Below are 24,702 nucleotides of genomic sequence, written 5' to 3'. Positions count from 1 at the left end.
TAGTAATGAAACAAACAATTTTAGATAGAATACAAGTTCTAGGAGGAGATATTAGTCAAGTAAAAGGGAAGTCATTAGCAGAGGATATCATGTCCATCACTTTTGAAACGGTATTATATCCGAAGCCAGAGGATACACCTTGGGCAGATGAAGAGGATCAAGAGCCTATCTATGGTTTAGGAGAGTATATAGATGAGCATCAAGAGTTGATTCAGTCAGATAGACAGGCATTTATGGATAAGATGATAGCTCATTACTATGTACATACAGAAGAAGGGAGAGGGCAGGTGTTTTGGACAGCAACTCCTTTTACACCTTATAAAGAGGGAACTGATGATTATGAAGAGTGGAATACTGATTTTATGGATGAGGACTTTGTTAATCTGAGTGAGATAGAGAGAGTAGTAGGAATAAAATATCCAAGCATGATACAGCTATTCTATAGTTATGGTTTTCCTGATCATTATTATATTTGTATAGACGATCCTAATCAAGAGAATCCTACATTATTTGGTACTGATCATGAGGTTTTCTTTAGTGAAGTGACTAATGAAGGAAGTTTAGAGGCATTTATGAATACGTTTATGACTCCACAGGAATTGATTAGTATAGTAGATAAAGCATTAAACAAACAATAGATATGATATTAACAGCACAAGATTTTAAAACATCAGAATATGATGAAGAAACATTAGAGATGGATTATACTTTAGGAGAAGAAGTAATTAATCTTTCTATTTATAATGGCGATGATGAGTTAGAAGAGATTCTAAAAGATGTCAATAAGGTAGTAGCTCAGTTAGAGAAATACAATGCTGAAGGAAAAGATATTATTGTAGATGAGCTGTATGATGTGTATAGCGAAAAGAACGAAGGATTGTCTGAAGAGCAGTTTAGAGATGAGTTAGGACTGTTATCGTTATATTTTACTGGAGATGGTGAAGTAGAGTTTAATTATGAAGGCGGAGCATATTTCGGAGATCATATTCTATCTATTGAGATGGTTGATGGAGAGTTTGAATCTCATGTAGCGATGAATGGATAAGTATTAATACAAAATACTATGAAGTTAGCTATCGATGTATTCTATTATGAACAAAAGGCAAAAATAGTAGGAGTGTTATTCGAAAGGAGTACAGATATAATGCCTATGGATATTATCACTAAGGTAATACCATGTACAGCAGAGTATGAACCCGGAGCTTTTTATAAAAGGGAATTGCCTTGTATTCTAAGTTTGTTAGAAGAAGTTGATTTAAAGACATTGGACTGTATTATTATAGACGGTTATGTGTATTTAGATAGTAATAGGAAGAAAGGTTTAGGAGGATATCTATATGAAGTATTAGTGAATAAACTGCCTATCATAGGGATAGCGAAGAGTTACTTCTTTAGAGATGATTCTTTAGTCAGTGAGGTATTAAGAGGAGATAGCCTAAAACCGCTATATGTGACAGCTATTGGCATGGAACTTAAAGATGCTTCAGTTTTTGTACAGAGTATGAATGGTAAGTATAGAATGCCTACACTACTTCAGATAATGGATACAGAAACAAAGAAAATATAAAATGATATGTAAGGCTTGAGAATTAATTCCCAAGCCTTTTTTATATCGTAGTGTCCCACTTTATACAACCATAAGTGAGTATATAAGTTCAACTGAGGTCATTATAATCACAATTAAAATAAGATGGATAGAAGTATACTAGATTTGTTCATGAGTAGAAAAAGAGTATATGCTCAAAACGATTTTTGAAATAGTGTTATAGTGGGGATAAATATGTTACTTTGTGTTCTGACAATAAAAGTATTATGAAAGTAGCAGAAGTAATCAAATCAATAACTACAAAAGATAAAAATAGAGCAATGCAATTGCCTGTTCGTGAGCTAGAACAAGAGAGTAAAGGGCACTATGTAGCTTTTGTAGATGATGGAGAACAGAGTTATGATGTACAGTTGTTTATTCAGGCTGCTAAGATTACTGCGCTTACTTGTGATTGTCCGAATGGAGAAACACTTTGCCTCCATAAAGTAGCGGTATTGCTAGCTATGGAAGATAGTAAGGGAGGAACGAAAAAGAAATCCACTACTACAGGAGCGAAGACTAAAAAGAAAAAGTTAACTGAGACAGAAGAAGTAATGCTTCGTGTAGACAAGGAAGCTATCACAGGATGGTTGTCAGGAGTCTTTAAAAAGAATAAACCTTTAGAACAGCTCTTTTTACTTACTTTTTCGACTGATGAAACACAGTATACCACAGATCAAGTAAGAGAGATTATGGAACAGACGATAAAGTCGGTTGCGGGACGTCGAAAAACATTAGAAGGAGCGAATGTAAAGAAGCTGATGGACTTGATGAATATTGCTTTAGAACCTGTGAATCACTATGTGACTGTCAGTATTAATAAGCCAATCACATTGGATATCTTTTCGACTGTGATTGAAACCATGACTGACTTTCAGAATCGTATCAGAACGTATAGTAAGAAGATTGATTTGTTCTATGATGAGTATATACATTGGCTGGCATTGACCATTAATAATGTACAAGTTAAATCAGTGTGGGAAGAGGTGATTAAGAACATTGTTTATAAGACCTTCGAACAGTTTGTAAACAAGAAAATAGAAGGTAAGACCTATTATAATTTCTTAGTAAAAGAGGTCTATCACTCTGCTAACAAAGAACAACAAAAGTATATTGCAGATGAGCTAGTAGTACACATACTTTCTATGCCTGTCAAACGTCAATTGATGGACTTTGAATATGTACTTTTCTTAAAAGAAGTAGCACTAGACCAAGATGTATATGATAAAGTACAACAGTTCTTTTCAATAGATATTTATAAGAATTAGCACCTGCTCTAACAACTAGATAAAAACTACTCAATTTGTGAGTATATATCAGACAAAGTTGTTACCTTGGGAGGATCAAACCAACAATACCATGTTTAATACAGAAACTTATAAGAGAAGAAGAGAAGTTCTTCAACAAAATATTCAAGCAAAGGGAATCTTATTGTTTTTAGGAAATATAGAGAATCCAATCAACTTTGCTGACAATGCTTCACATTTCAGACAGGATAGTACGTTTTTGTACTACTTTGGTATCCAACAACCACACTTAGCTGCTATCATTGATTTAGATGAGCATAAGACAATCGTATTTGGAGATGAGATGTCTATGGATGCTATTGTATGGATGGGACGTCAAGAGACTTTAAAAGAAAAATGTGAGAAAGCAGGTGTAGTAGAGACAAGACCTTATGCTGATTTAGCTATTTATTTAGCGACTGCTATGAGTGTGAAAAGAAATATTCACTACTTACCTCCTTACCAATCATTCAACAAGATTTTATTAAGTGAGTTACTACATATTTCTATAGTGGACTTTAAACCATCTGTGCCGATGATTCAAGCTATCGTAGCACAACGAGAAATCAAAGAAGCTCAAGAAATAGCACAGATAGAAGAAGCACTAAAAGTATCTAATCAGATGCACTTACTAGCGATGCGCATGGCTAAGCCTGGTGTGAAGGAGTATGAAATCGTGAGTGCTATTCAGAATGTGGCAGGGAGTCATAACTGTGAGTTAGCTTATAACTCTATTGTGACAATCAACGGAGGGATCTTACACAATCATTATAAAATGAATACGTTACAATCAGGTAAGTTATTGTTAAATGACTCTGGTTGCGAGACGCCAATGGGGTACGCATCTGACTTGACGCGTACATATCCTGTAGATAAGACTTTTACACCAGAACAACGCGATCTTTATAATGTAGTTCTTAACTCATTTGAAGGAGCTAAGGCAGAGCTTAAAGCTGGAGTGAAGTATAAAAATGTACACCTAAAAGCATGTGAGATATTAGCAGAAGGATTAATCGACTTAGGCTTTATGAAAGGAAATGCACAAGATGCTGTAGCTAATCATGCACATACGATGTTCTTCCAATGTGGATTAGGACATATGATGGGACTTGATGTACACGATATGGAAGATTTAGGAGAACAGTATGTAGGATATACAACAGAAGACCCTAAAGATACGAAGCAGTTTGGTATTAAATCATTGCGTTTAGGAAAAGAGCTAAAAGCAGGACATGTGCTAACTGTAGAGCCAGGTATTTACTTTATTCCAGAGTTAATCGAGATGTGGGAGGCTGAGAAGAAATATGCAGAGTTTATAAACTATGACAAGGTAAAACAGTTTGCTCACTTTGGAGGTATCCGTATTGAGGACAACTTCTTGATTAAAGACAATGGTTATCAGTATTTAGGACCAGAGTTAATCAGAACTGTTGCGGAGATAGAAGATTATAAATCTAATTACTAAGAAGCTATTTTTATATTTAATATGAAGTCGATAAGTACTAATGAACTTATCGGCTTTTTATATAGAAGTATAAATGTTTAATAAGTGTACACATGGGGATTTTAGATAAAACAAATGGTAGTATAGTTTTAGAAGAATTTAATTGTAGATTGTATAAGGGAATGCAGTTAGAAGAATTAAAACAAACGGATTATTACAAGGCTAAATATGATAGCTTTAGAGATGTTAATACAGGATATTTCTGGTATGGTTTTAATCATTGTGATTGGGAAGGGTATCAAGTTCGGATTAGTATTTGCTTCTTTGGAGATAGCTTAGAGAGTATGTATATATACACTAGCGATGACAGAGATGCTAAGACTTGGGATGATTGGTCAGAAAAGAAGGAAATGGAAGTCTTCGAACGCAATAATTCTTTTATGCGTAAACTGTCAGGAGAGAAAGGAAAGAAAAAGAACTCACCTTATCCTCAGTGGAGTATAGCTTTTGAGTGGGGGACTTTATGGTCTGTGTATGATCCTAGAAGTGCAAGTAGTATATCAGGACTGTCTTATAAAAAGTAGATTATATTTTTTATAATTAATTGAAATAGTGTTTAGTGATATAATAAATACAAGGAGTAGTTCAAAATAAATATATATTAATAATGTCTGATTTGTGTAATAATGTCAATGGTTATTGCGTTAATACTATGCATACATAGTATTTTAAATCAACCTAATCCTAACGCCATGCATTACTACCAATTACACGATCAACTCAAAAAGCTTTTTAATACAGAAGATGACTATATAAAAAGTGAAGAACTAGGTATTGAATTCTTTAAATACGATTTTGAATCTACACAAGCAGCTAATGTACTATGTGGTTCAGATAAATTGTATTGTGATGAACATCACGAGAGTTTTGAAGATACTTTTTGTAAGCTGATTACAGACAAAGATCATCTATTAGATATTTCTGATTATAGTGTAGAGGAGAATAAGAAGTTTAAGATTATTGTTTTAAAGACATTAGAGCACGAGGTTTCAGAAGAGACTATAGTCATGTTTCACGGCTTAAATGAGAAGAAGTGGGATAAGTATCTACCTTGGGCATATGAGTTAGCAAAACGTACTAAAAAAGCCGTAGTCTTGTTTCCTATAAGCTTTCACATGGATAGAGCACCTCTTGAATGGTCTGATCGAAAACTGATGTTTGAGGTGGCTCAGAAGAGAGCGATGCATTGGCAAGAGAATTCAGATACGAGTTATGTCAATGCAGCATTGAGTACACGTATGGAAGCTAATCCACAGCGTATGTTTTGGTCTGGATTACAGACATATTACGATTTTATACAGTGGGAGACTCAACTAAGAGAAGGTAAGTTCTCGAGCCTTTCTAAAACAGCTTCTATTGATTTGTTTGGGTATTCTATAGGCTCGTTTTTATCTATAATTATTCTGATGGCGAATCCTAATGGCATATTGAATAATGCTAAGTTAGTTTGCTTCTGCGGAGGAATGACTATTGATCGTATGTTCCCAGTATCGAAGTATATTATGGATGGAAAAGCAACTATTATGATGCAAAAAGTCTTTGCTCAATTACTGACAACTAAGTTTATAGCAGAACCTCGTCTAAATCACTATCAATCTAAAGAATTACACCCAGGGGAGAGTTGGTTTAAAACAATGCTTCGTTACAATCATCACCAAGAAGAAAGAGAAGAACGCTTAAAAGAATTAGAGAATCAAATCTACTCTGTCAACCTTAAAAATGATGAGGTAGCTCCTGCTGTAGAAGCTTTAAATATGCTAAAAGGACCGTATAGAGATGTGCCTATTGGAGTGGATATTTTAGACTATCCTTTCTCCTATAGTCATATGGTTCCTTTCCCTTTAACAATCAAGAATGCAGAAGAAGTGGATACTCATTTTAATCTAACAATGGCTAAAATGGCTAATTTTTATCTGTAGTTATTAATAGGTTAAAAGGCTTGCTCTCATTGAGTTTGAAAGCTGTTTTAAATAGGCGATATTTGAAAAGTATAAGAAATAAATAAAAATAATTAACCAAGTGTATTAAAATTATATATACATTTGACCTATCAAATAAACAAAAAAGACATGTATCCAAGTCAATTACATCATCATCATCATTCTACTTGTACTCTTACGAGCTGGTAATGATATGGTGTATTTGAATCCAAAATATCTAATTATCCCGTTTGAGTAAATCAGACGGGATTTTTTGTTTTTAAGCGTATTGCTATTTGATACTTCCTATCGGTTTACTCGAACATTTTAATCAAAAAATAATATGAGTAAATTAAAAATTGCAATCCAAAAAAGTGGACGTCTTAGTGAGAAATCCCTAGAATTATTAAAAGAATGTGGCATTAAGTTTCCTAATGGTGGTGGTAAACTAATTGCCGAAAGTAAGAACTTCCCTATCGAAGTACTGTTCTTGCGTGATGATGATGTAACGAAATATGTAGAACAACAAGTAGCTGATATCGGTATTGTAGGAGAGAATGTGTACTTAGAGGCTAATCTACCTGTTAAGGTATTAGAATACCTAGGCTTTGGTAGTTGTAGATTGAGTTTAGCTGTATCTAAAGAAGTTGACTATACTGGTATTACTTACTTTGAAGGCAAAAAGATTGCAACTTCTTATCCCTTTATCCTAGAAAAATACTTAAAACAACAAGGCGTGAATGCTTCTATAGAGTTTATCTCAGGAAGTGTGGAAATAGCACCTAGCATAGGGCTAGCTAATGGGGTATGCGATATCGTGAGTAGTGGATCTACGCTAATGTCTAATGGACTTAAAGAAGTAGACAAGGTGCTAGACAGCCAAGCAGTCTTAATTAGCAACCAAGCTTTAGGAGAGGAGAAACAAGTCTTATTAGACAAACTCTTGTTTAGAATTAAGTCTGTTTTAAATGCTAAGGAACGCAAGTATATTTTATTAAATGCTCCTAATGATAAGTTAGAACAGATCATCTCTATACTACCAGGGATGAAGAGTCCTACTGTTTTACCCTTAGCAGATGAAGGTTGGAGTAGTCTACACTCTGTTATCCAAGAAGACCAATTCTGGGATATCATCGACGAGTTAAAAGCCTTAGGAGCAGAGGGAATTCTAGTAGCTCCGATAGAAAAAATGATTTACTAAAATAAGAAGCTATGATAACAGTATATAAACCTGCAAGAGAAGAATGGATAGGGTTAACAAAGCGTCCTATTATCACAACAGAAAGTCTAAATGAGAGTATCAGTACAGTACTCAAACAAGTTAAAGAAAGAGGAGATCAGGCTATTCAGAATTATACTTCATTATTTGATGGAGTACAGTTAACAGACTTCAGAGTAAGTAGACAGGAGATAGAAGAAGCCGCTACTTTAGTTAATCAGGATATCAAAGATGCTATAGCTATAGCTGCATCGAATATCAGAACGTTTCACCAGTCTCAGTTATCTAAAGAAGATAAAGTAGAGACGACAGAAGGAGTGACTTGCTGGAGAAAGAGTGTAGGAATAGAGAAGGTAGGGCTTTATATACCGGGTGGTACAGCTCCGTTATTCTCCACATTATTAATGTTAACTATTCCTGCTCAACTAGCAGGTTGTAAAGAATTAGTATTGTGTACACCGTGTAATAAACAAGGCAAAGTAAATGAGGTAGTTCTTTATGCTGCGCAATACCTAGGGATAGAGACTATATTTAAGATTGGTGGAGCACAAGCTATAGCGGCAATGGCGTATGGTACAGAGACAGTGCCTCAAGTATATAAGATATTCGGGCCAGGTAATCAGTATGTGACCAAGGCAAAAGAGTTAGTACAGGCACAAGGTATAGCTATCGATATGCCAGCAGGGCCTAGTGAAGTCTTAGTTATCGCAGATCAAGAGGCTGATGCAGATTATATAGCAGCTGATTTATTGTCACAGGCAGAGCACGGAACAGATAGCCAAGTAGTCTTTGTGACTACAACGAAGCAGAAGATAAGTGAAGTAGCTGAGGCATTGGAGAAACAATTAGAGGAACTACCTCGTAAAGACTTAGCAAAACAGACACTGAATAATAGCTTGATGATAGAGCTCTCTACTATAGAAGAATGTATTGCTTTTAGTAATGCTTATGCACCTGAACACTTAATCTTAAATATAGAGAATGCTGAGAAGTATATAGACTTAGTGATCAATGCAGGTTCTGTATTCTTAGGTGCTTATTCTTGTGAGAGTGCTGGTGATTATGCGAGTGGTACGAATCACACCCTACCTACTAATGGCTATGCGAAGAGCTATAGTGGAGTATCAGTAGACAGCTTTGTTAAGAAGATTACTTTTCAAAAGTTAACGAAACAAGGACTAAAGAACATAGGTAAAACAATTGAAGTAATGGCAGAGGCTGAAGAGTTAATCGCCCATAAAAATGCTGTGAGTATGCGCCTTAAAAAATTGAGTAATGAGTAATACTAAAGTAAATATAAACGAATTAGTTCGTCCAAATATTAAGGCTTTATCCCCTTATACAAGTGCACGGGATGAGTACAAAGGTGATATAGGAATATTCTTAGATGCAAATGAGAATCCGTATGGTATAGTGAATCGCTATCCTGATCCATATCAAGTAGAGTTAAAGAAAACCATTAGTCAGATAAAAGGAGGAAACCCAGACCAATTATTTTTAGGTAACGGAAGTGATGAAGCGATTGATTTAGCCTATCGAATATTCTGTGAACCTAGTAAGGATAAAGCTATCGTATTTACCCCTACTTATGGGATGTATGAAGTATATGCTAATATTAACGCTGTTGAGTTAATCACACTTCCTCTAGATGATGTGTTTCAGATAGAACAAGGATTGGTAGAACCTTATTTAAAAGATCCTACTGTGAAGTTAATGTTTATTTGTTCACCTAATAACCCTACTGGTAATTTGATTGAGAAAGAGACGATAATTTCATTGTTAAAAAGGTTTAAAGGAATAGTCATTATAGATGAAGCCTATATAGACTTTAGCAAAGAAGCTTCGTGGCTAGAAGAACTATCTCAGTATGGTAACTTGATTATCTTACAGACCTTGTCTAAGGGATGGGGAATGGCAGGACTTCGCATCGGTATGGCATGGATGAGTGAGGAGGTACTTTACTATTTTAATAAAGTGAAGTCTCCTTATAACTTAAGCATTAGTAACCAACAGCAAGCTATCGAACTACTAAGTGATACAGTAGGTTTTAAAGAGAGAATAACACTTCTTTTAAACGAGAAAGAAAGGCTAATTAGAGAGTTAAACACACTCTCAATGACACAGTTTATTTATCCTTCAGAAGCTAATTATCTCTTAGTCAAATTTGATAAGGCTGATAGCTTGTATCAAGAGTTAATAGATAGACAAATCGTTGTGAGAAATAGAAGTAAGGTCGTAGAGAATACTTTGCGTATCTCGATAGGTACACCAGAGGAAAACAACCAATTAATAACTGCATTAAAAACAATAGATTGTGAGTAAGAAAGTATTATTTATAGATAGAGACGGAACTATTATTAAAGAACCTGAAGACTTTCAGATTGATAGTTTTGAGAAGTTGGTATTCTTGCCTAAGGCTATTTCTAGTTTGTCTAAGATAGCGAGAGAGTTAGATTACACTTTAGTTTTAGTTAGTAATCAAGATGGGCTAGGAACTGCTTCATTTCCAGAAGATACCTTTTGGCCTGTGCAGAACTTTATATTGGATACACTAGCAGGAGAGGGAGTGACATTTACAGATATTTACGTAGATGACTCTTTTGACTATGAAAATAAACCTACGCGTAAACCAGGATTAGGAATGTTAGGTAAGTATGTCTATGGAGATTATGATTTAACGAACTCTTATGTCTTAGGCGATAGGATAACGGATATACAGTTAGCAGAGAACTTAGGAAGTAAAGTTATTTATATCAATGAAGTTGCAGATGAGCGTGCCACATTGAGCACAATGGATTGGGAGGAAATCTATCAGTTCTTAAAGCAACAACCTCGTATAGGTAAAGAATACAGAAAGACGAATGAGACTACGATTGATATAGAAGTGAATCTAGACAGCGCTAAAGACTGTGTTATCGAGACAGGTTTAGGATTCTTTGATCATATGTTAGAACAAGTCAATAGACATGGTAATATAGGTCTAAAGATAAAAGTCAAAGGTGACTTACAAGTAGATGAGCACCACACAATAGAAGATACAGCTATTGCATTAGGAACAGCGTTTAAGCGTGCCTTAGGAAATAAAAAGGGAATAGAGAGATATGGCTTCTTACTGCCGATGGATGAGTGTCTCGCTCAGGTAGCTATAGACTTCGGAGGGAGAGCATGGCTGATGTGGGACGCAGAGTTTAAGAGAGAGAAAGTAGGAGATATGCCAACAGAGATGTTCTATCACTTCTTCAAATCTTTTGCTGATGCAGCGAGTTGCAATCTGAATATAAAGGTTGAAGGTGATAATGAGCACCACAAGATAGAGTCGATCTTTAAAGCTTTTGCTAAAGCAATAAAGATGGCAGTAAGTAAAACGGAGAACTATAATATACCAAGTACTAAAGGCATACTATGATCGCAATCTTAAAATACAATGCAGGTAATGTACAGTCTGTACAGAATGCTATAGAACGACTAGGGTATCAGACCATAGTCACAGATGATGTAGCGATACTTACCTCTGCGGATAAAGTGATTTTTCCAGGAGTAGGAGAAGCTTCTTCTGCGATGAGGTATTTAGTAGATAAAGGATTGGATAAGGTTATTATAGGGTTAAAACAGCCTGTACTAGGGATATGTTTAGGGATGCAGCTACTGTGTCATTCTAGTGAAGAAGGGAATGTAGCAGGATTAGGTGTCTTTGACAATGAAGTAAAGCTTTTTCCTGCCACAGATATTGTTCCTCATATGGGGTGGAATAATTGTGATATGATAGAAGAAGAGACCTTGTTTAAAGAGATTGAAGAGCTAGATGATTTCTACTTTGTACACAGTTATTACGCTACCTTATCTAAGGAAACTATTGCTGTTAATAATTATATCGTGCCCTTTTCGGCTGCTTTAGCTAAAGGTAATTTTTATGCAGTACAGTTTCACCCAGAGAAGTCAGGTAAAGTAGGAGAGCTATTATTAAAGAATTTTTTAGAATTATGAGAATCATACCAGCTATAGATATCATCGGAGGACAGTGTGTTCGACTATCAAAAGGAGATTATAATACCTCTAAAGTGTATAATACAAGTCCAGTAGAAGTAGCGAAGCAGTTTGAAGATGCAGGAATTAAGTATCTACACGTAGTGGATTTAGACGGTGCTAAGTCAAGTCAAATAATGAATGCCAAGGTATTAGAAGAGATAGCTACTCAGACTGATCTACAGATAGATTTTGGTGGAGGTATTAAGAATGACTCGGATATCATCACGGCTTTTAACAGTGGAGCTAGGCAAGTAACTGTAGGAAGTATAGCGGCGACTAAGCCTGAGCTATTCTTAACATGGTTAAAGCGATACGGAAGTGAGCAGATTATATTAGGAGCAGATTGTAAACAGCGCAAGATTATGACCCAAGGGTGGTTAGACTCTGCTGATACAGATGTGCTAGAGTTTATCCAATCGTATGAACAGAGAGGAGTATCCTATACCATAGTCACTGATATAGAGAAAGATGGAATGCTAAATGGACCTGCTATTGAGTTGTATAAAGAGATTATAACGAATACTGAGGTAAAACTGATTGCTAGTGGAGGGTTAACTACGGTAACAGAATTATACAAGCTAAAAGAGATAGGTTGTGAAGGAGTGATCATCGGAAAAGCGATCTATGAAGGAAGAATAACATTAAAAGAGTTGAGTGAATTATGCTAAAGAAGAGAGTAATAGCATGTATGGATATTCAGAATGGTGAGGTAGTCAAAGGGGTTAACTTCGTAGATATACAGCGAGCTGGTGATCCTATAGAGCTAGCAAAACGCTATGTAGAAGAAGGGGCAGACGAATTAGTCTTTCTGGATATTACAGCTACCATAGAGAATAGGAAGACATTGATTGGTTTAGTCAATGAGATTGCGAGTCAGATTAATATTCCTTTTACCGTAGGTGGTGGGATTAGTACTAGAGAACAAGCAATAGATTTAGTGAGAGCAGGCGCAGATAAAGTAAGTGTTAATTCAGCTGCTATCAAGAGACCTGAACTAATACAGGAGATTGCTCAGGCATTGGGGAGTCAATGTGCAGTGGTAGCCATAGATACAAAGTACGAAGAGGGTGAATGGTGGGTATACAGTGCAGGTGGACGTATCAAGACCGAGCTAAAGACTATAGACTGGGCTAAGCAAGTAGCTAGTTTAGGAGCAGGTGAGATACTGTTGACCTCAATGAATAATGACGGTACGAAAGCGGGCTTTGCACTCGATATTACAGCTGAGGTAGCTAAAACGGTAAATATACCCGTGATAGCATCTGGTGGTGCTGGGAGTATAGATCACTTTGCACAAGTGTTTACTCAGACGCAAGCGACAGGTGCGTTAGCGGCTAGTATATTTCACTATGGAGAAGTAAGTATACCAGAGTTAAAGCAAATATTAAAAACAAATAATTTAAGTGTAAGATGAAACTAGATATAGATTTTAATAAAGGCAACGGGTTAGTACCTGTGATTATTCAAAATAAGGATTCCATGCAGGTATTGATGCAAGGCTATATGAATGAAGAAGCCTACCAACAGACGATTACTGAAGGTAAAGTAACGTTCTATAGTCGTACTAAAAACAGGCTCTGGACCAAAGGAGAAACTTCAGGTAATTATTTACTAGTAAAAGAGATTTTGACTGACTGTGATAGAGACTGTCTATTGATAAAAGTAGAAGCTATTGGAGCTACATGCCATACAGGAAGTACTTCTTGTTTTGGAGAGATTGGTGATAAAGGTTTTGTTTATACTTTAGAGAATATCATCAGTGAGCGTATTGATAACAATGTGGAATCATCATATACCAATCAATTATTCAAGAGAGGAATCAATAAAGTTGCTCAAAAAGTAGGAGAAGAAGCAGTGGAGTTAGTTATCGAAGCCAAAGATGATAACGATACTCTTTTTAAGAATGAAGCAGCAGACTTATTATATCACTACCTTATTTTATTAAAAGCAAAAGGATTTACTCTAAGTGATATAGAATCTGTTTTAAAAGAAAGACACCTTAAATAACTATCCCTATATGTAGTGATATATAGTCTTGTTTTAAAATTCTAATATTTCGGTTTAGAAAAAAATATTTTCTAAATATGCGAATTTTGATAAGCTATATGTCAAAACAAAACAGACTTGTCATTTATGATCAAGTCTGTTTTTGTTTAATTTATATTGACTAGCTGTTTCCTTTTGGATGATAACTTAGTAAGAGGTCAATAAGTTCGTGTTCAGTCCGTTATTTTGTATGAATTAACGGAGTCAGTACGGACTCATAACGGATTCGCTACGGACTCATCCCAACTTTAAGTGCTACATTAGTAATAGAAAAGTAACTGAAGTACGCTACCAATCTTTTAATGCAAATACTTGTGAACGTGAGTTTACATTTAGTTTTAGATATATATTACTAATATGATATTTAGTCGTACTTATCGTTATACTCAATTCATGTGCTATCTCTTTATTAGTCAGTCCATCCCAGATGAGGTAGAGTACATCTACTTCTCTCTCCGTTAGTTTATAATTGTTCTTTAAATGATAAGACAAGTCTCCTTGATGATCCTTAAGTGTAATAATATCAGGCTGTTTTAGAGTTTGTGCATTTTTCTCATGAACTAGTAGCTTATGATAATTCTTCAACATTAATACATACTGAAACATAAAAACACGGTTGCGTACATTGTGTTTTTGGTTTTTTCTGACTAGCACATAATTATTGATAATACTCAATACGATAATAACCGAAATATATAGTTTAAGGCTTGGCATAGCGTGATTCTGCATCGTGACAGGATCATCTAATTCTAAATTTATAAAGCTTAATCCCAATAGAATACATAAAGATATTAAAAAGGCTACATAGAGATAGTACTGCTTTTTGTGTTTTAAACTTCTTTTAGTTAGTTGAACAAAAATAAAGAATACAAGTACTGTGATATCTAGTAATAGGGAGTGTTTCCCTCCGTATAAGTAGCTAGAGAAATATAATACAATGGCTATGATGGAGGTAAGAGAATATAATTTTAATTCATTCTTATACATGAATCTCTTCGTTCCGAATGGGTAGTATGTAGATAGTAACATACCTGTAAAAATGATAGAGGAAGAAAGAATAGTTGCTTTTAAAAAAGATTCAACTGACTGTAAATGAATGTGAAACAAATTTAGAATATCTCCTGTTATAAAACAGATTGTGATGAGTATCTGTATAGATAAATAACTAATCCATTTTCTTTCTTTAAAGATTTGATAGATTATAAAACTAGCTATTAGGCCTAAGAAAGCCATACCATAGAATATACCTGATACAAAATAGTTGATAGGTAGATCTATATAGGCAGTCATGTCATGATGCAGTTGAGCACCATGAAGATGAGTAAGAGTTACATTATCCTGATAAAGAGAGAGTTTACTTGCTACTATACTTTGAAGTATTTTTGGCAATGTATCGTATAAAGTATATGAAGTAAAGGTGAGTACTGTACCCTTTATATTGATAATTAAAGTAACTAACCAAGCCAAAAGGACATAGCTTAGTATTACCGATATAGGCACTAATCCTATATGGGTATATTGTTGTTTTTTTTTCGAATCCATTTTAATTTTTTAACAATAAATAATTAATACCATAGATTAGAGTACGAGGGGAGAGCTGCTGTCTTAGCCCAAAACAGTAGACATCTGTACTTTTCTATAATAGCAATTTTTGACTTTGATAGTGAGAAAGTCTATATAGTTAGTGTACTGTTAGTATTAGTTAAGGATAGAGTGGCGAATAATACTAGCGTAAAACAAACTATATGTCATATACTAAGTGTTTTTTAGTACTTAAAAGACATATTGATCTCTAAATCTTCTTTTCTATAATTGTTAAATATTTTAGAAGTATAGCTTCTAAAGGGTGGTGCGATGTACTTGATTTTGAATACATCTGAGAGAATTGGTTTTAGTGTAACCCATTTGTTCTTAGGTGGTTGTTGTTCTTTTCTCATGTTTATTGTTGTTTTGTTTTGACTAAGCAATATAGAGTGAAAAGCTGTAATATGTACTATAATAAAGTATAGTTCTTTGTTAAATAATTAGTCTACTTATCACTTTAAGACATTTGTGAATTAGTCCATTATGCGAACAGAAGTGGGTTTTATTAAAGCATTGACATTTATTAACAGTTAGACTAAGGCTGTTGTTAAAAGTGAGCTTTAGTTATGATATCTTAAATATAGACTAGGCTAGGAAAGTATTAATTTTTCAGCGTGTTTTTATCATGTAGTTTCATCTGATTTTATAACATATTATTCTGTAAAATATATTAAAGTAATAGTCAACTTCTAACTACAGTGGGGACGTTGATTGCACTATTTATCTAGATTATTATAAAAATCATATATCGTATTATCGATTCTATTTTATGACTTTTTAGGTTTTAAGAATCTTTTATAGATGGAGTAACCTATACTATTTTGACACTATTTTACATTTTTTAAAATCACATTGTATCATTCGCATTATTGATGTTTCACATTTTGTAGTGTAGCAAATGATGGGTAAATACTGTTTTTTTAGAATGCTTAAAATTAATAGAGTACTAGTACTAATTTAAGTTTTTAAAGTTTTGGTTATTAAGTGTTTGTTGTTTTTGAAACCTGTTTTTGAAACTTTTTGAAAGTGTCGATTTAAGATTATTAACAACCGTATTGGGCTTCTATTTATGATAAAAACCATGCTTAAGTATAGGCACAACCTCTCGTGCAGTGACTAATTTTGTTTTTGAATTTGGGAAGAGATATAGTTCCAGTGAATCTAGATAATATTAGCAGTTTTGATTTTGTGGGGACAATGGAGAACTGTTACACTCCCTCAATATGTTTTAATAGTACATTCAGTTGAGGGAGTTTTTTTAGAGGAGTGGAGATAGTGCTAGATTTCTAAACAAATTCCCTTACTAACGAATTATTATAAATCTGATTCCTTAGGTTTTCCTATGGATGACAGAAGAAGTTTATTAGCAAAAACGATTTGAATACTTGGTATTGGTTGATAAAAATAGATAGCATAAGTAGCATTGGTTATTTCGCTCTAATTAAGAACTCACATTTAGTACTGCGAAAGTAGTAGAGAGCGAGATAGTGATTTACTAGTTGTAAATTTTATTAACTGTAGCCTAATATCTAGTCTAGTTAGTCGTTTTGTGCCTGTGAATGCAACGAGCATAGAACTGTGTTTCGATGTAGTACATAGGAATTAGTAATTATCGAGTAGATAAGTTCTAAGTTTCACTGTGGAGTGGAAGTGGAGCTTAATAAATTAATCTTTATCATTTATGGAAAAAGTAAGTATGGGAATAAGAAAGAAGTAAGTATAAAAGGTTTTGAAACTAGGTTTTGAAAACTTCGCCACGAAGTGGTGTTAAGATGAGACTTATAGAGTAAGTAAATCTTTTATTCGATAGTAATTGTTCTTCGCGAATTCAGTTCTTCGTTTAATTGTTATTCCACAACTCACAATAGCTGGAATACATTACATGACAATTCACAATAGTCATGTATGATGTTTTTTTACTCCCGTAATTTTAATCTTACATCCTCGTCAATGTAATGATTATGATCTGTGCTCTAAACTCACAATAAGAGTCTGGTCATAATAATATTTTATAAAACACAATTAACAAACAACAAATGAAACAAAAAACTACTTTTTCTCTATGGAAGAGGTTACTGCTTTTGCTCGTCCTGTTCGTTCCTTTAGTACAGTCCTTGGGGCAGACTAAGGTGTATGCTACAGATCTTATCAGTTATAAGAATGTAGATTATCCTAAGTATGCTACAGATGGAAATTTAGCTAGTAAAGGTACATTACATGCACATCCAGGTGCATTAATGCTAGGTAAGAAGAGCGGCTTTTTAGAGTATAAATTCCCTAATGCAGTACCAAAAGGAAAACAAACCTATATAAAAATAGGGATGGAAAACAATGAATTACTTAATGGCTTATTAGGCGGTTCAGTAGGTAAATTGTTATCAGGTCTTTTGAATGAACTATTGTTAGGAAGTCATAGATTTGATGTTAATGCTTATAATGGTAATAATAAGGTTCTCGAGGTGAAATCAGTAGATGGTTTTGGAACTAAGCAGGCTAAGTTAATCCAAGATAAGGATGGAGAGTACATGATTGCATTTCAGTTAGATCAATCCTTTGATCGAATGACTGTTGGAAATAGTAGTACAGCACTATTAGGTTTAACAGGTGATAAATTATTAGATGTTTATGATACTTATTACGTTAAAGAAGATGGAGAAAGCTGTGGTAGACCTATAGGAACTTCATTTGATTCTGCTGGTATTGAAATAGATCTTTTAGGAGGTTTACTACAGAATAAATTCTATGAAGCTATAGACGGAAAAGAAAATACATTTTCATTATTAAAAAGAGATGGCGCTGTAAATGTAGGAGTTGGGGGATACATTTCTCAGTTTTTTTATTTTCCAACTACCTCTGATGCTACAACTACTGTTAACTTAACGATAGAGTCTCCAAAGGGGCTACTTAGTTTAGACCTGTTAAATGCAATTGAAATAAGAGCGTATAATGGTGATAAAGAAGTTTATACTAAGTCTTTAGAAGGAGGGTTGCTTAATGGTGTAAATCTTTTAGGATTATTAAAAACACCTGGGAAAAAGACTTTAACATTTGCACCTGGGAAAGAGTTTGACAGAATCGAATTAAGAGCAAACAACACACTAAATGTTGGAGTGTTAAGTGATGGATTACGTATTTATGATATTGAGCGTTTTGATACAGCTAAATGTCCTAATCCTAATATTATAGTTCCTGCTCCGACAGAATCTCCTTTTGATATAGCAGCTTGTGCTACAGTTGTAAAGGATTTTAAAAATGTTGATTTTGTTACAAATGCTATAGATGGTAATAATGAAACATTTGCTACTTTATACGCCAATAATGGTTCTTTATTATCTGCTTTGCCTTCTTTAGGGATGATAGAATTAGCATATAATCAAAAAGTAGCTGCGCATACAACTTCCTATATTCGAATTGATTCTGATAAAGATGTATTAGAAGCTTTATTAGGAGGAACTTTAGGTAAGCTAGTTAATGGTGTTGCTGGTCTATTGTTAGGAGATCACTATTTTGAAGTAGAAGCCTTTAGTAATGGTGTATCTGTATCTAAAAGCTCTAGTATAAGTGGTTTTGAAGGAACTACTAATGGAGTAGTATCACTAGTACAAGATAAGATAGGTCGCTATTATTTAGCAGTTACACCAACAACTGAATATAATAGTATACGTATAACCAATAAAGTAACAGGATTACCAACAGGAGAACAACGTATGTTAAAGGTATATAATATGTGTCGTGAGATTGGTTCAGATCCATGTTATCCTGCTCAGTTTACTTCGTATAATCAAGCAGGTTTAAATTTAAGTATTGCTAATTTAAATGAAGCAGGTGTTAAGAACCCTTACCATGCTATAAGTGGTAATTCATCTAATTATTCAGAGATTAGTTCTGGTACTCTAGCTGTAGGTACAGGAGTAAAACAAGTTATTTACTTTCCTAAACCATCTTCTAATGGTGATAAATTAGAAGTGAGAGTACAGTTTAATCCTAAGAGTGTACTTTCATTAGATTTATTAGGTTCTTATAAAGTGACTACTTACTTAGGTAGTAGTAAGAAACAAGAGTTTACTTTAAAACAGGGATTATTAAATAATCTAGATTTATTAGGTCTATTGCAGTCTGGTGGAGTTCAGTCTTTAGTTTTTGATACAAGTGTAGAAGCTTTTGATAGAGTTGAGATTTCTACAGTAACGTTAGTAAATGTAGGTGTTACACCAGCTATTCGTTTGTATAATGTAAAACGTATTAATGATGTATGTATTGATCCAATGACCGAAAGCCCTTTTGTATCTTCTGTATGTGCTACTGAGTTGTTAGGAAGTAAGTATGTGGATGATATTTCTAATATTTTTAATGGGAATTTTGATTCATTTGCAACGATTAACTCTGATGCAGGAATTTTATTAGGAGGAAACAAAAGAGCTGGTTTTGTTGAAGTTGGTTATGACCACATTGTGAAGGCTGGTACGACATCTTATATTCGTTTTGACTATGATAAGGGGATATTAAAAGGTTTATTAGGAGGTAGTTTAGGTAACATTGTAAGTGGACTATTAAATAATATTGTTTTAGGTGATCATTTTTTCGAAATAGAAGTGAAAGATGAGAATGGTGTTGTGTTAGAAGGTAACAGTAGAGGTATTGCAACAACATTTAAAAATGGAGAAATAAGAGTGGTAAGTGATAAGCTAGGACGCACTTATTTAGCTATAACACCGACTAAAAATTATAAATCAGTTAAGATCACAGATAGAAACGAGAGCGTATTGGGCATATTAGCTCCTGCTACTTCGATGAATGTGTATAATATGTGTTATGAAGGTAGTGCTGATTCTTGTGTTGATGCTTTTGCGACATCATTTGACTTTACTGGATTAGCCTTAACAGTTAATGATTTGTCTGGAGCAGGAGTTGAGTATCCAGAGCGCGCTATAGACTCTAATACAACTAACTATTCACGTATTAGTTTAGGAACGCTTAATGTTGCAGGAAGTGTAAAACAGTGGGTATTCTTTAACTCAGTATCTGATAAAGATGATGTTACTAATATCAAATTTAGAACAGAGTCAGGAGGGGTCGATCTTAATGTATTAGGTAGATTAGAGATTAAAGCATATTTAGGAGATAAAGTAGTTAATACGCTTGATTTATCTAGTGGTTTAATTAACGGTATTAATGTTTTAGACTTAATTAATAAAGGAGATATAGTTAATTTACCATACACACCTGGTGTTGAGTATGACCGTATATCTATCGGACTTAAAAGTTTATTAAATGTGTCTGTATTTCCTCCAATTAATTTATACAGCGTAGAAAGAAGTTGTCAATCTTTAAATCAAGATCTTGTTAGTTGGAAGTCTTATAAAGTGAATGGTGATTCAACAGTTCAAAAAGTTACTGGTGGAGAAGAAGTAGAGTATACTATTCATGTTAAAAATGTAGGTGCTACTGATGTGCCAACTTTATTAATAGAAGACAGACTACCTGCTGGGTTAACATGGACTTCTGGTGGAACTCACAGTAATGGTGTAGTTACATTCAAAAAAGAAGATGTTTTAATAGTAGATGGTGTAGTTACATTTAGTTTTAAAGCTAGAGTAAGTGCAGATTTAGAAGGAATTTCTCAAATTAGAAATATCGCCACAGTAAAAGTTGATGAGACAGATAAAGGAGTAAATACTTATCCATCTATTGACAATAAAGACCCTAAATCCCCAAATACAAGTGAAAAACCGGGTACTGTATTAGTGGTTGACCCTCTTTATGATATCGAATTATCTAAAGTAGGATCAAGTAATGGAAAGATTAGTAATCAAGCACAGGTAGGTGATGAGATAACATATACTATCTCAGTAGAGAATAAAGGGAATAAAGCATTAAGAAATGTTTTACTTAACGATGTTCTTGGTAATGCGATTGGTTCAGAAATAGAGATTGTAGCGGTAGGATCAGGTGTGATTCAGAACAATACTATTAGTTATGTTATTGCTCAACTAAATGTAGGTCAAAAAGAAACTTTCGTAGTTAGAACTAAAGTAATCGGATTACCTACAACGAATAAGATCTCTAATAAGGTCATTTCTATATATACATTACCAGATAATACGACGGAAACAAAAGAAGTTGTATTTGAGTTAGCTAGTAATTGTAATGATATTTTTGAAAATAGCATTGATATAGAACAAGTAGCAGATATATGCGCTAATACAGAATTTGTATTAAAAGCGACATTAACTAATCTTGCTCCTAAAGATTTAAAGAACCCAATATTTAAATGGTATAAGAATGCTGATTTATCAGACATACCATTAGTAGGTCAGGAAGTTAGAACAACTATAGCGAGTAATACTAAATTTTATGTGACTGTAGAGGGACTTGGTTATTGCTTTAATGGAATGCCAGCTGAAGTAGAAGTTAAAACTTTAGTAAGTCCAGCGAAACCTGTTCTATCAAGTACTCAAGCTGATATTTGTGAAGGTACATTAACAACATTATCAACTATCGAAGGGGCAATGGAATATCAATGGTTCCTGAATGGTGTATTGATTGAAGCTCATGATGAAAATGGACAACCGGTTCGTTTTGGTCATTCAATAGAAGTTAATACTGGAGGGGATTATACAGTTATAGTTTCTAATGGAATTTGTTATTCTCAAGAGTCAGATGTTTTAACTGTTAATGTAAAAGAAGTAGCTGAATTATCTATTGAGGGTGATTTAAGAATAATTACTAAAGTAGGAACTAGTACTCAATTACCTAAAGCTACAAGTAGTAATGGTAATTTAGTTTGGTATGATGATAAAGGGCAAATCTTTAATGGAACTACTGTGACTTTTGATACTCCAGGTATTTATATGTTTACAATCGTGTCAGAGCTTAATGGATGTTCTACGGTTGAGAATATTTCGATTACTGTTTATGATGAATCAAATTGTCCACCACAAATTGAGCGTGTTTATGCAAAAGGAAAAACTTCTAGAGGTTTTATTTTAACAGGAGGTGTATCTAATATAAATAATGCTATAGATGGTAATCCTAAAACATATTCTACAATTACTACTGGTTTAGGTTTATTAGGTATAGGTACTACATGGCAAAACATATATTTTGATGAGATAGTACCAGCTGGTACACCTGTGTCTGTCAAGTTAGGAAAAGAATTTAGTGGGGTTACTGTAGCAGGAGGATTGTCAGTTGTTGGGTTAGATGAAAATGGCAATGATATTGGAACAATTAAACCAGTTAAAGGAGGTCTAATAGATTTGTTGTCAGCTGATAGTGTTACAGAGTTTACATTTGTGCCTTCTAACTCGAAAGGGCCACAAGCTTATAAGGGTGTCCGTGTTGTACAAGGTGCTTTATTGAGCGTAGGACAAAATGCTAAGGTTTATAGTGTTTATTATTCAAAAGCAGGGGCAATTAAATGTGAACCTGTTGCAGAAAATGTAAAATCATCTGTATTAGATGTATTACACGGAGTAGATGATTTAGGCTTAGGAGTATTGAGCGCTACAGCACCTATAGTTAATCCATGGAATGCGGTAGATAATGATCCTAACACTTATGCTGAGATTGTTAGAGGAGTTGCAGTGTTGAATGCTGCTACTTTAACAGTAATATTCAAGCAGCAAGCTATGCCTGGTGATGAATTACATATTATTACAGAAACACCTGGTAATCCAGTGCTAAGTTTAGAGTTAATTAAAGGGTACTCTATTCAACGTTATTTAGGAGATAAGAAAGTAGGTCCTAAATTAGAAGGAGGAGTGGATGTTCTTGATCTAAAAATTTTAGGTTTAGGTTATAAGAATAAACATAAACTTATTGTAGCTCCGTTTGACGAACCTTTTGATAGAGTGAAAATTTCTTATGGTAATGTTGTAGGTGTATTTGGAGACTTTACACGTATTTATGATGTGAATATTGTACCTACGATTGGTACCGGAGTAAAAGATGATGAAGTCATAGATGTATGTAATTATGGAATGCTGAAGTTATCTATGATAGATGCATGTACTACATACGAGATATATACTTCAGAGACTGGATCAGACAAATTAATAGAAGTAACTCCGTTTGAATTCTACTTAAAAGGATTGGAGCAAGGTGAACAAACCATCTGGATTCAGAATGTTCGAAGCGGTTGTCCATTAGGGCCACGTATCCCAGTTAAAGTGAATGTGAAAAACTGTTCAGTTAAATCAAACCTGAACATCACACACAAAATAAAATAATTAGAAACAACAATATTTATATATAAAAAGACATGAAAAAAATCACATTATTAGCGGTATTATTAGGAACAACATATTTCGCAAACGCACAAGTAGGGATCGGTACGCCGGACCCTGCTACTTCTGCAGAATTAGACATCGTAGCTAAGGCAGGAAATAAAGGTATCTTGATTCCTCGTGTTGCATTAAAGAATACAACAGAATTCCAAATGGCTGGTAAGAGTGCTGAGAGCACTAGCTTATTAGTGTTTAATAAAACAGAAGTAAAGGATTTAGTACCTACAGGTTTTTACTACTGGGATGGTGCTAAATGGAATAGAATAGTTGGTAAAGAAGAGTTAGATACTGTAATTAAGAATTTAGGTGATAATATTACGAATATCACTACTAAATTAGAAGGTGACGTTAAGAATCTTCAAGCAGTAGTGAATTACATATTACCGTCTAACCCTGATAATAAGGATGATAAAGGAAATCCAGTAGTTACTGAAAAGCATACTACGATTGTTTATAATCCTGAGACGAAAGAAATGTTCTATGTGACTTATGATAATGGAAAGTATACGACTAAGCAGATTGACATCACTAAGATGGTACAAGGAGTAGAAACAAATACTTTCTTTAAAGACATCATAGACGCAAATGGTAAAACAACTGGTTATGTATATTTCAACGAGAAAACGATTGTTGATTGGTTAGCTAAAGATAAAGCAAACACAATTGATAATATCCCTAACGATGCACCAGGAGCTATTGAAATTGACGTTAAAGGAACTGTAGTAAACAACATTCAAGAGATCTTAAAATCTAAAACTTCTATTACAGAAGGAGGAAAAACTTTCACAACTGTAGAAGAGTATTTACAGTATATCTCTCAGTCTGCTGATGGTAATGTAATCTATAAAAATATTGGTACTGATGTAGCTCCTAACTGGGTATTCCAATACTATGATAAAGCTACAGAAGAGTATAAGACGATCAGTTTACGTGATCTAGTAGCAGGTACAGAGACGAAGACTTTTGTAAGAAAAACTGAAGAAAATGGTAAAGTAACAGGATTTGTTTATTTCTCAGAACAAACAATCATTGATTGGTTAGCTAAAGATAAAGCAAACACAATTGACAATATTCCTAACAATGCTGAAGGGGCTGTAACTGTTGATGTTAAAGGAACTATCGTTAATAACATCCAAGAGATCTTAAAATCTAAAACAGAAGTTAAAGAAGGGAACAAAACTTTCACAACAGTAGAAGAGTATTTACAGTATATCTCTCAGTCTGCTGATGGTAATGTAATCTATA

Annotated in this window: 18 protein-coding genes and 1 pseudogene; 17 read left to right on the top strand and 2 right to left on the bottom strand. The window is 34.1% G+C overall.

The features are described from left to right. The first annotated feature begins 5 nt into the window (after nt 1-5). The 15 genes from AABL87_RS10190 (at nt 6) to hisIE (ending at nt 13,546) form a co-directional block, all read left to right on the top strand. A complete protein-coding gene (locus tag AABL87_RS10190) occupies nt 6-638 on the top strand; it encodes a hypothetical protein (RefSeq protein WP_341277299.1) in 633 nt (210 codons plus the stop codon). Between the two features lie 2 nt (nt 639-640). Further along, nucleotides 641-1,045: a DUF2262 domain-containing protein gene (locus AABL87_RS10185; RefSeq protein WP_073144481.1), complete on the top strand. Its 405-nt coding sequence runs from the start codon at nt 641-643 to the stop codon at nt 1,043-1,045. An 18-nt stretch (nt 1,046-1,063) separates the two neighbouring features. Continuing rightward, nucleotides 1,064-1,567, top strand: a complete 504-nt coding sequence (locus AABL87_RS10180; RefSeq protein ID WP_341277298.1) for an endonuclease V — start codon at nt 1,064-1,066, stop codon at nt 1,565-1,567. Nucleotides 1,568-1,812: 245 nt separating this feature from the next. Next, entirely contained in the window at nt 1,813-2,853 is a 1,041-nt protein-coding gene (locus AABL87_RS10175; RefSeq protein ID WP_006264212.1) for a hypothetical protein, read from the top strand. Between the two features lie 37 nt (nt 2,854-2,890). Then, nucleotides 2,891-4,336, top strand: a complete 1,446-nt coding sequence (locus AABL87_RS10170; protein WP_341277297.1) for an aminopeptidase P family protein — start codon at nt 2,891-2,893, stop codon at nt 4,334-4,336. A 92-nt stretch (nt 4,337-4,428) separates the two neighbouring features. Next, nucleotides 4,429-4,899 carry a hypothetical protein gene (locus AABL87_RS10165; RefSeq protein WP_341277296.1) on the top strand — a complete coding sequence of 157 codons (471 nt, stop codon included), beginning with the start codon at nt 4,429-4,431 and terminating at the stop codon, nt 4,897-4,899. Nucleotides 4,900-5,007: 108 nt separating this feature from the next. Beyond that, a complete protein-coding gene (locus tag AABL87_RS10160; RefSeq protein ID WP_341277295.1) occupies nt 5,008-6,294 on the top strand; it encodes a DUF6051 family protein in 1,287 nt (428 codons plus the stop codon). Nucleotides 6,295-6,637: 343 nt separating this feature from the next. Then, nucleotides 6,638-7,495 (top strand): ATP phosphoribosyltransferase, encoded by an 858-nt coding sequence (gene hisG, locus AABL87_RS10155; protein ID WP_006258520.1) that lies wholly within the window; start codon nt 6,638-6,640, stop codon nt 7,493-7,495. Nucleotides 7,496-7,506: 11 nt separating this feature from the next. Continuing rightward, entirely contained in the window at nt 7,507-8,796 is a 1,290-nt protein-coding gene (gene hisD, locus AABL87_RS10150; protein WP_341277294.1) for a histidinol dehydrogenase, read from the top strand. Beyond that, on the top strand, nt 8,789-9,835 hold the full coding sequence (gene hisC / locus AABL87_RS10145) for a histidinol-phosphate transaminase (RefSeq protein WP_326368042.1): 1,047 nt from the start codon (nt 8,789-8,791) through the stop codon (nt 9,833-9,835). Before hisD ends, hisC begins: the two co-directional genes overlap by 8 nt. Next, nucleotides 9,828-10,919, top strand: coding sequence for a bifunctional histidinol-phosphatase/imidazoleglycerol-phosphate dehydratase HisB (gene hisB / locus AABL87_RS10140; RefSeq protein WP_341277293.1), 1,092 nt, complete (start codon nt 9,828-9,830; stop codon nt 10,917-10,919). The genes hisC and hisB overlap by 8 nt, the downstream gene beginning before the upstream one ends. After that, nucleotides 10,916-11,497 (top strand): imidazole glycerol phosphate synthase subunit HisH, encoded by a 582-nt coding sequence (gene hisH / locus AABL87_RS10135; RefSeq protein ID WP_341277292.1) that lies wholly within the window; start codon nt 10,916-10,918, stop codon nt 11,495-11,497. The genes hisB and hisH overlap by 4 nt, the downstream gene beginning before the upstream one ends. Beyond that, nucleotides 11,494-12,207 (top strand): 1-(5-phosphoribosyl)-5-[(5-phosphoribosylamino)methylideneamino]imidazole-4-carboxamide isomerase, encoded by a 714-nt coding sequence (gene hisA / locus AABL87_RS10130; RefSeq protein ID WP_225581776.1) that lies wholly within the window; start codon nt 11,494-11,496, stop codon nt 12,205-12,207. Before hisH ends, hisA begins: the two co-directional genes overlap by 4 nt. Further along, nucleotides 12,201-12,953, top strand: coding sequence for an imidazole glycerol phosphate synthase subunit HisF (gene hisF, locus AABL87_RS10125; protein ID WP_341277291.1), 753 nt, complete (start codon nt 12,201-12,203; stop codon nt 12,951-12,953). The genes hisA and hisF overlap by 7 nt, the downstream gene beginning before the upstream one ends. Continuing rightward, nucleotides 12,950-13,546: a bifunctional phosphoribosyl-AMP cyclohydrolase/phosphoribosyl-ATP diphosphatase HisIE gene (gene hisIE, locus AABL87_RS10120; protein ID WP_006264200.1), complete on the top strand. Its 597-nt coding sequence runs from the start codon at nt 12,950-12,952 to the stop codon at nt 13,544-13,546. The genes hisF and hisIE overlap by 4 nt, the downstream gene beginning before the upstream one ends. 327 nt (nt 13,547-13,873) lie before the next feature. Here hisIE and AABL87_RS10115 read toward each other — a convergent pair whose 3' ends face one another. Both AABL87_RS10115 and AABL87_RS10110 read right to left on the bottom strand, forming a co-directional pair. Next, the gene (locus tag AABL87_RS10115) at nt 13,874-15,127 is read right to left on the bottom strand and encodes a helix-turn-helix domain-containing protein (RefSeq protein ID WP_341277290.1); all 1,254 of its coding nucleotides are present in this window, start codon (nt 15,125-15,127) and stop codon (nt 13,874-13,876) included. A 224-nt stretch (nt 15,128-15,351) separates the two neighbouring features. Next, nucleotides 15,352-15,522 (bottom strand): hypothetical protein, encoded by a 171-nt coding sequence (locus AABL87_RS10110; RefSeq protein ID WP_341277289.1) that lies wholly within the window; start codon nt 15,520-15,522, stop codon nt 15,352-15,354. 1,683 nt (nt 15,523-17,205) lie between these two features. Between AABL87_RS10110 and AABL87_RS10105 the strand changes: the two genes are divergently transcribed. Then, entirely contained in the window at nt 17,206-23,400 is a 6,195-nt protein-coding gene (locus AABL87_RS10105; RefSeq protein WP_341277288.1) for a DUF11 domain-containing protein, read from the top strand. 32 nt (nt 23,401-23,432) lie between these two features. After that, nucleotides 23,433-24,702: pseudogene (locus AABL87_RS10100) on the top strand (hypothetical protein); the annotation flags it as partial.

This window comes from Myroides sp. C4067, from assembly GCF_038039665.1.
Classification (GTDB): domain Bacteria; phylum Bacteroidota; class Bacteroidia; order Flavobacteriales; family Flavobacteriaceae; genus Flavobacterium; species Flavobacterium odoratimimum.
Note: the sequence above shows the minus strand (reverse complement) of the source record. Positions and strands in the feature narration are given on the sequence as shown.

Excerpts from the sequence above, each read along its gene's own strand:
- AABL87_RS10190 (WP_341277299.1), top strand. The coding sequence starts at position 6 with ATGAAACAAACAATTTTAGATAGAATACAAGTTCTAGGAGGAGATATT.
- AABL87_RS10185 (WP_073144481.1), top strand. The coding sequence starts at position 641 with ATGATATTAACAGCACAAGATTTTAAAACATCAGAATATGATGAAGAA.
- AABL87_RS10180 (WP_341277298.1), top strand. The coding sequence starts at position 1,064 with ATGAAGTTAGCTATCGATGTATTCTATTATGAACAAAAGGCAAAAATA.
- AABL87_RS10175 (WP_006264212.1), top strand. The coding sequence starts at position 1,813 with ATGAAAGTAGCAGAAGTAATCAAATCAATAACTACAAAAGATAAAAAT.
- AABL87_RS10165 (WP_341277296.1), top strand. The coding sequence starts at position 4,429 with ATGGGGATTTTAGATAAAACAAATGGTAGTATAGTTTTAGAAGAATTT.
- AABL87_RS10160 (WP_341277295.1), top strand. The coding sequence starts at position 5,008 with ATGGTTATTGCGTTAATACTATGCATACATAGTATTTTAAATCAACCT.
- hisG (WP_006258520.1), top strand. The coding sequence starts at position 6,638 with ATGAGTAAATTAAAAATTGCAATCCAAAAAAGTGGACGTCTTAGTGAG.
- hisD (WP_341277294.1), top strand. The coding sequence starts at position 7,507 with ATGATAACAGTATATAAACCTGCAAGAGAAGAATGGATAGGGTTAACA.
- hisC (WP_326368042.1), top strand. The coding sequence starts at position 8,789 with ATGAGTAATACTAAAGTAAATATAAACGAATTAGTTCGTCCAAATATT.
- hisH (WP_341277292.1), top strand. The coding sequence starts at position 10,916 with ATGATCGCAATCTTAAAATACAATGCAGGTAATGTACAGTCTGTACAG.
- hisA (WP_225581776.1), top strand. The coding sequence starts at position 11,494 with ATGAGAATCATACCAGCTATAGATATCATCGGAGGACAGTGTGTTCGA.
- hisF (WP_341277291.1), top strand. The coding sequence starts at position 12,201 with ATGCTAAAGAAGAGAGTAATAGCATGTATGGATATTCAGAATGGTGAG.
- hisIE (WP_006264200.1), top strand. The coding sequence starts at position 12,950 with ATGAAACTAGATATAGATTTTAATAAAGGCAACGGGTTAGTACCTGTG.
- AABL87_RS10115 (WP_341277290.1), bottom strand. The coding sequence starts at position 15,127 with ATGGATTCGAAAAAAAAACAACAATATACCCATATAGGATTAGTGCCT.
- AABL87_RS10110 (WP_341277289.1), bottom strand. The coding sequence starts at position 15,522 with ATGAGAAAAGAACAACAACCACCTAAGAACAAATGGGTTACACTAAAA.
- AABL87_RS10105 (WP_341277288.1), top strand. The coding sequence starts at position 17,206 with ATGAAACAAAAAACTACTTTTTCTCTATGGAAGAGGTTACTGCTTTTG.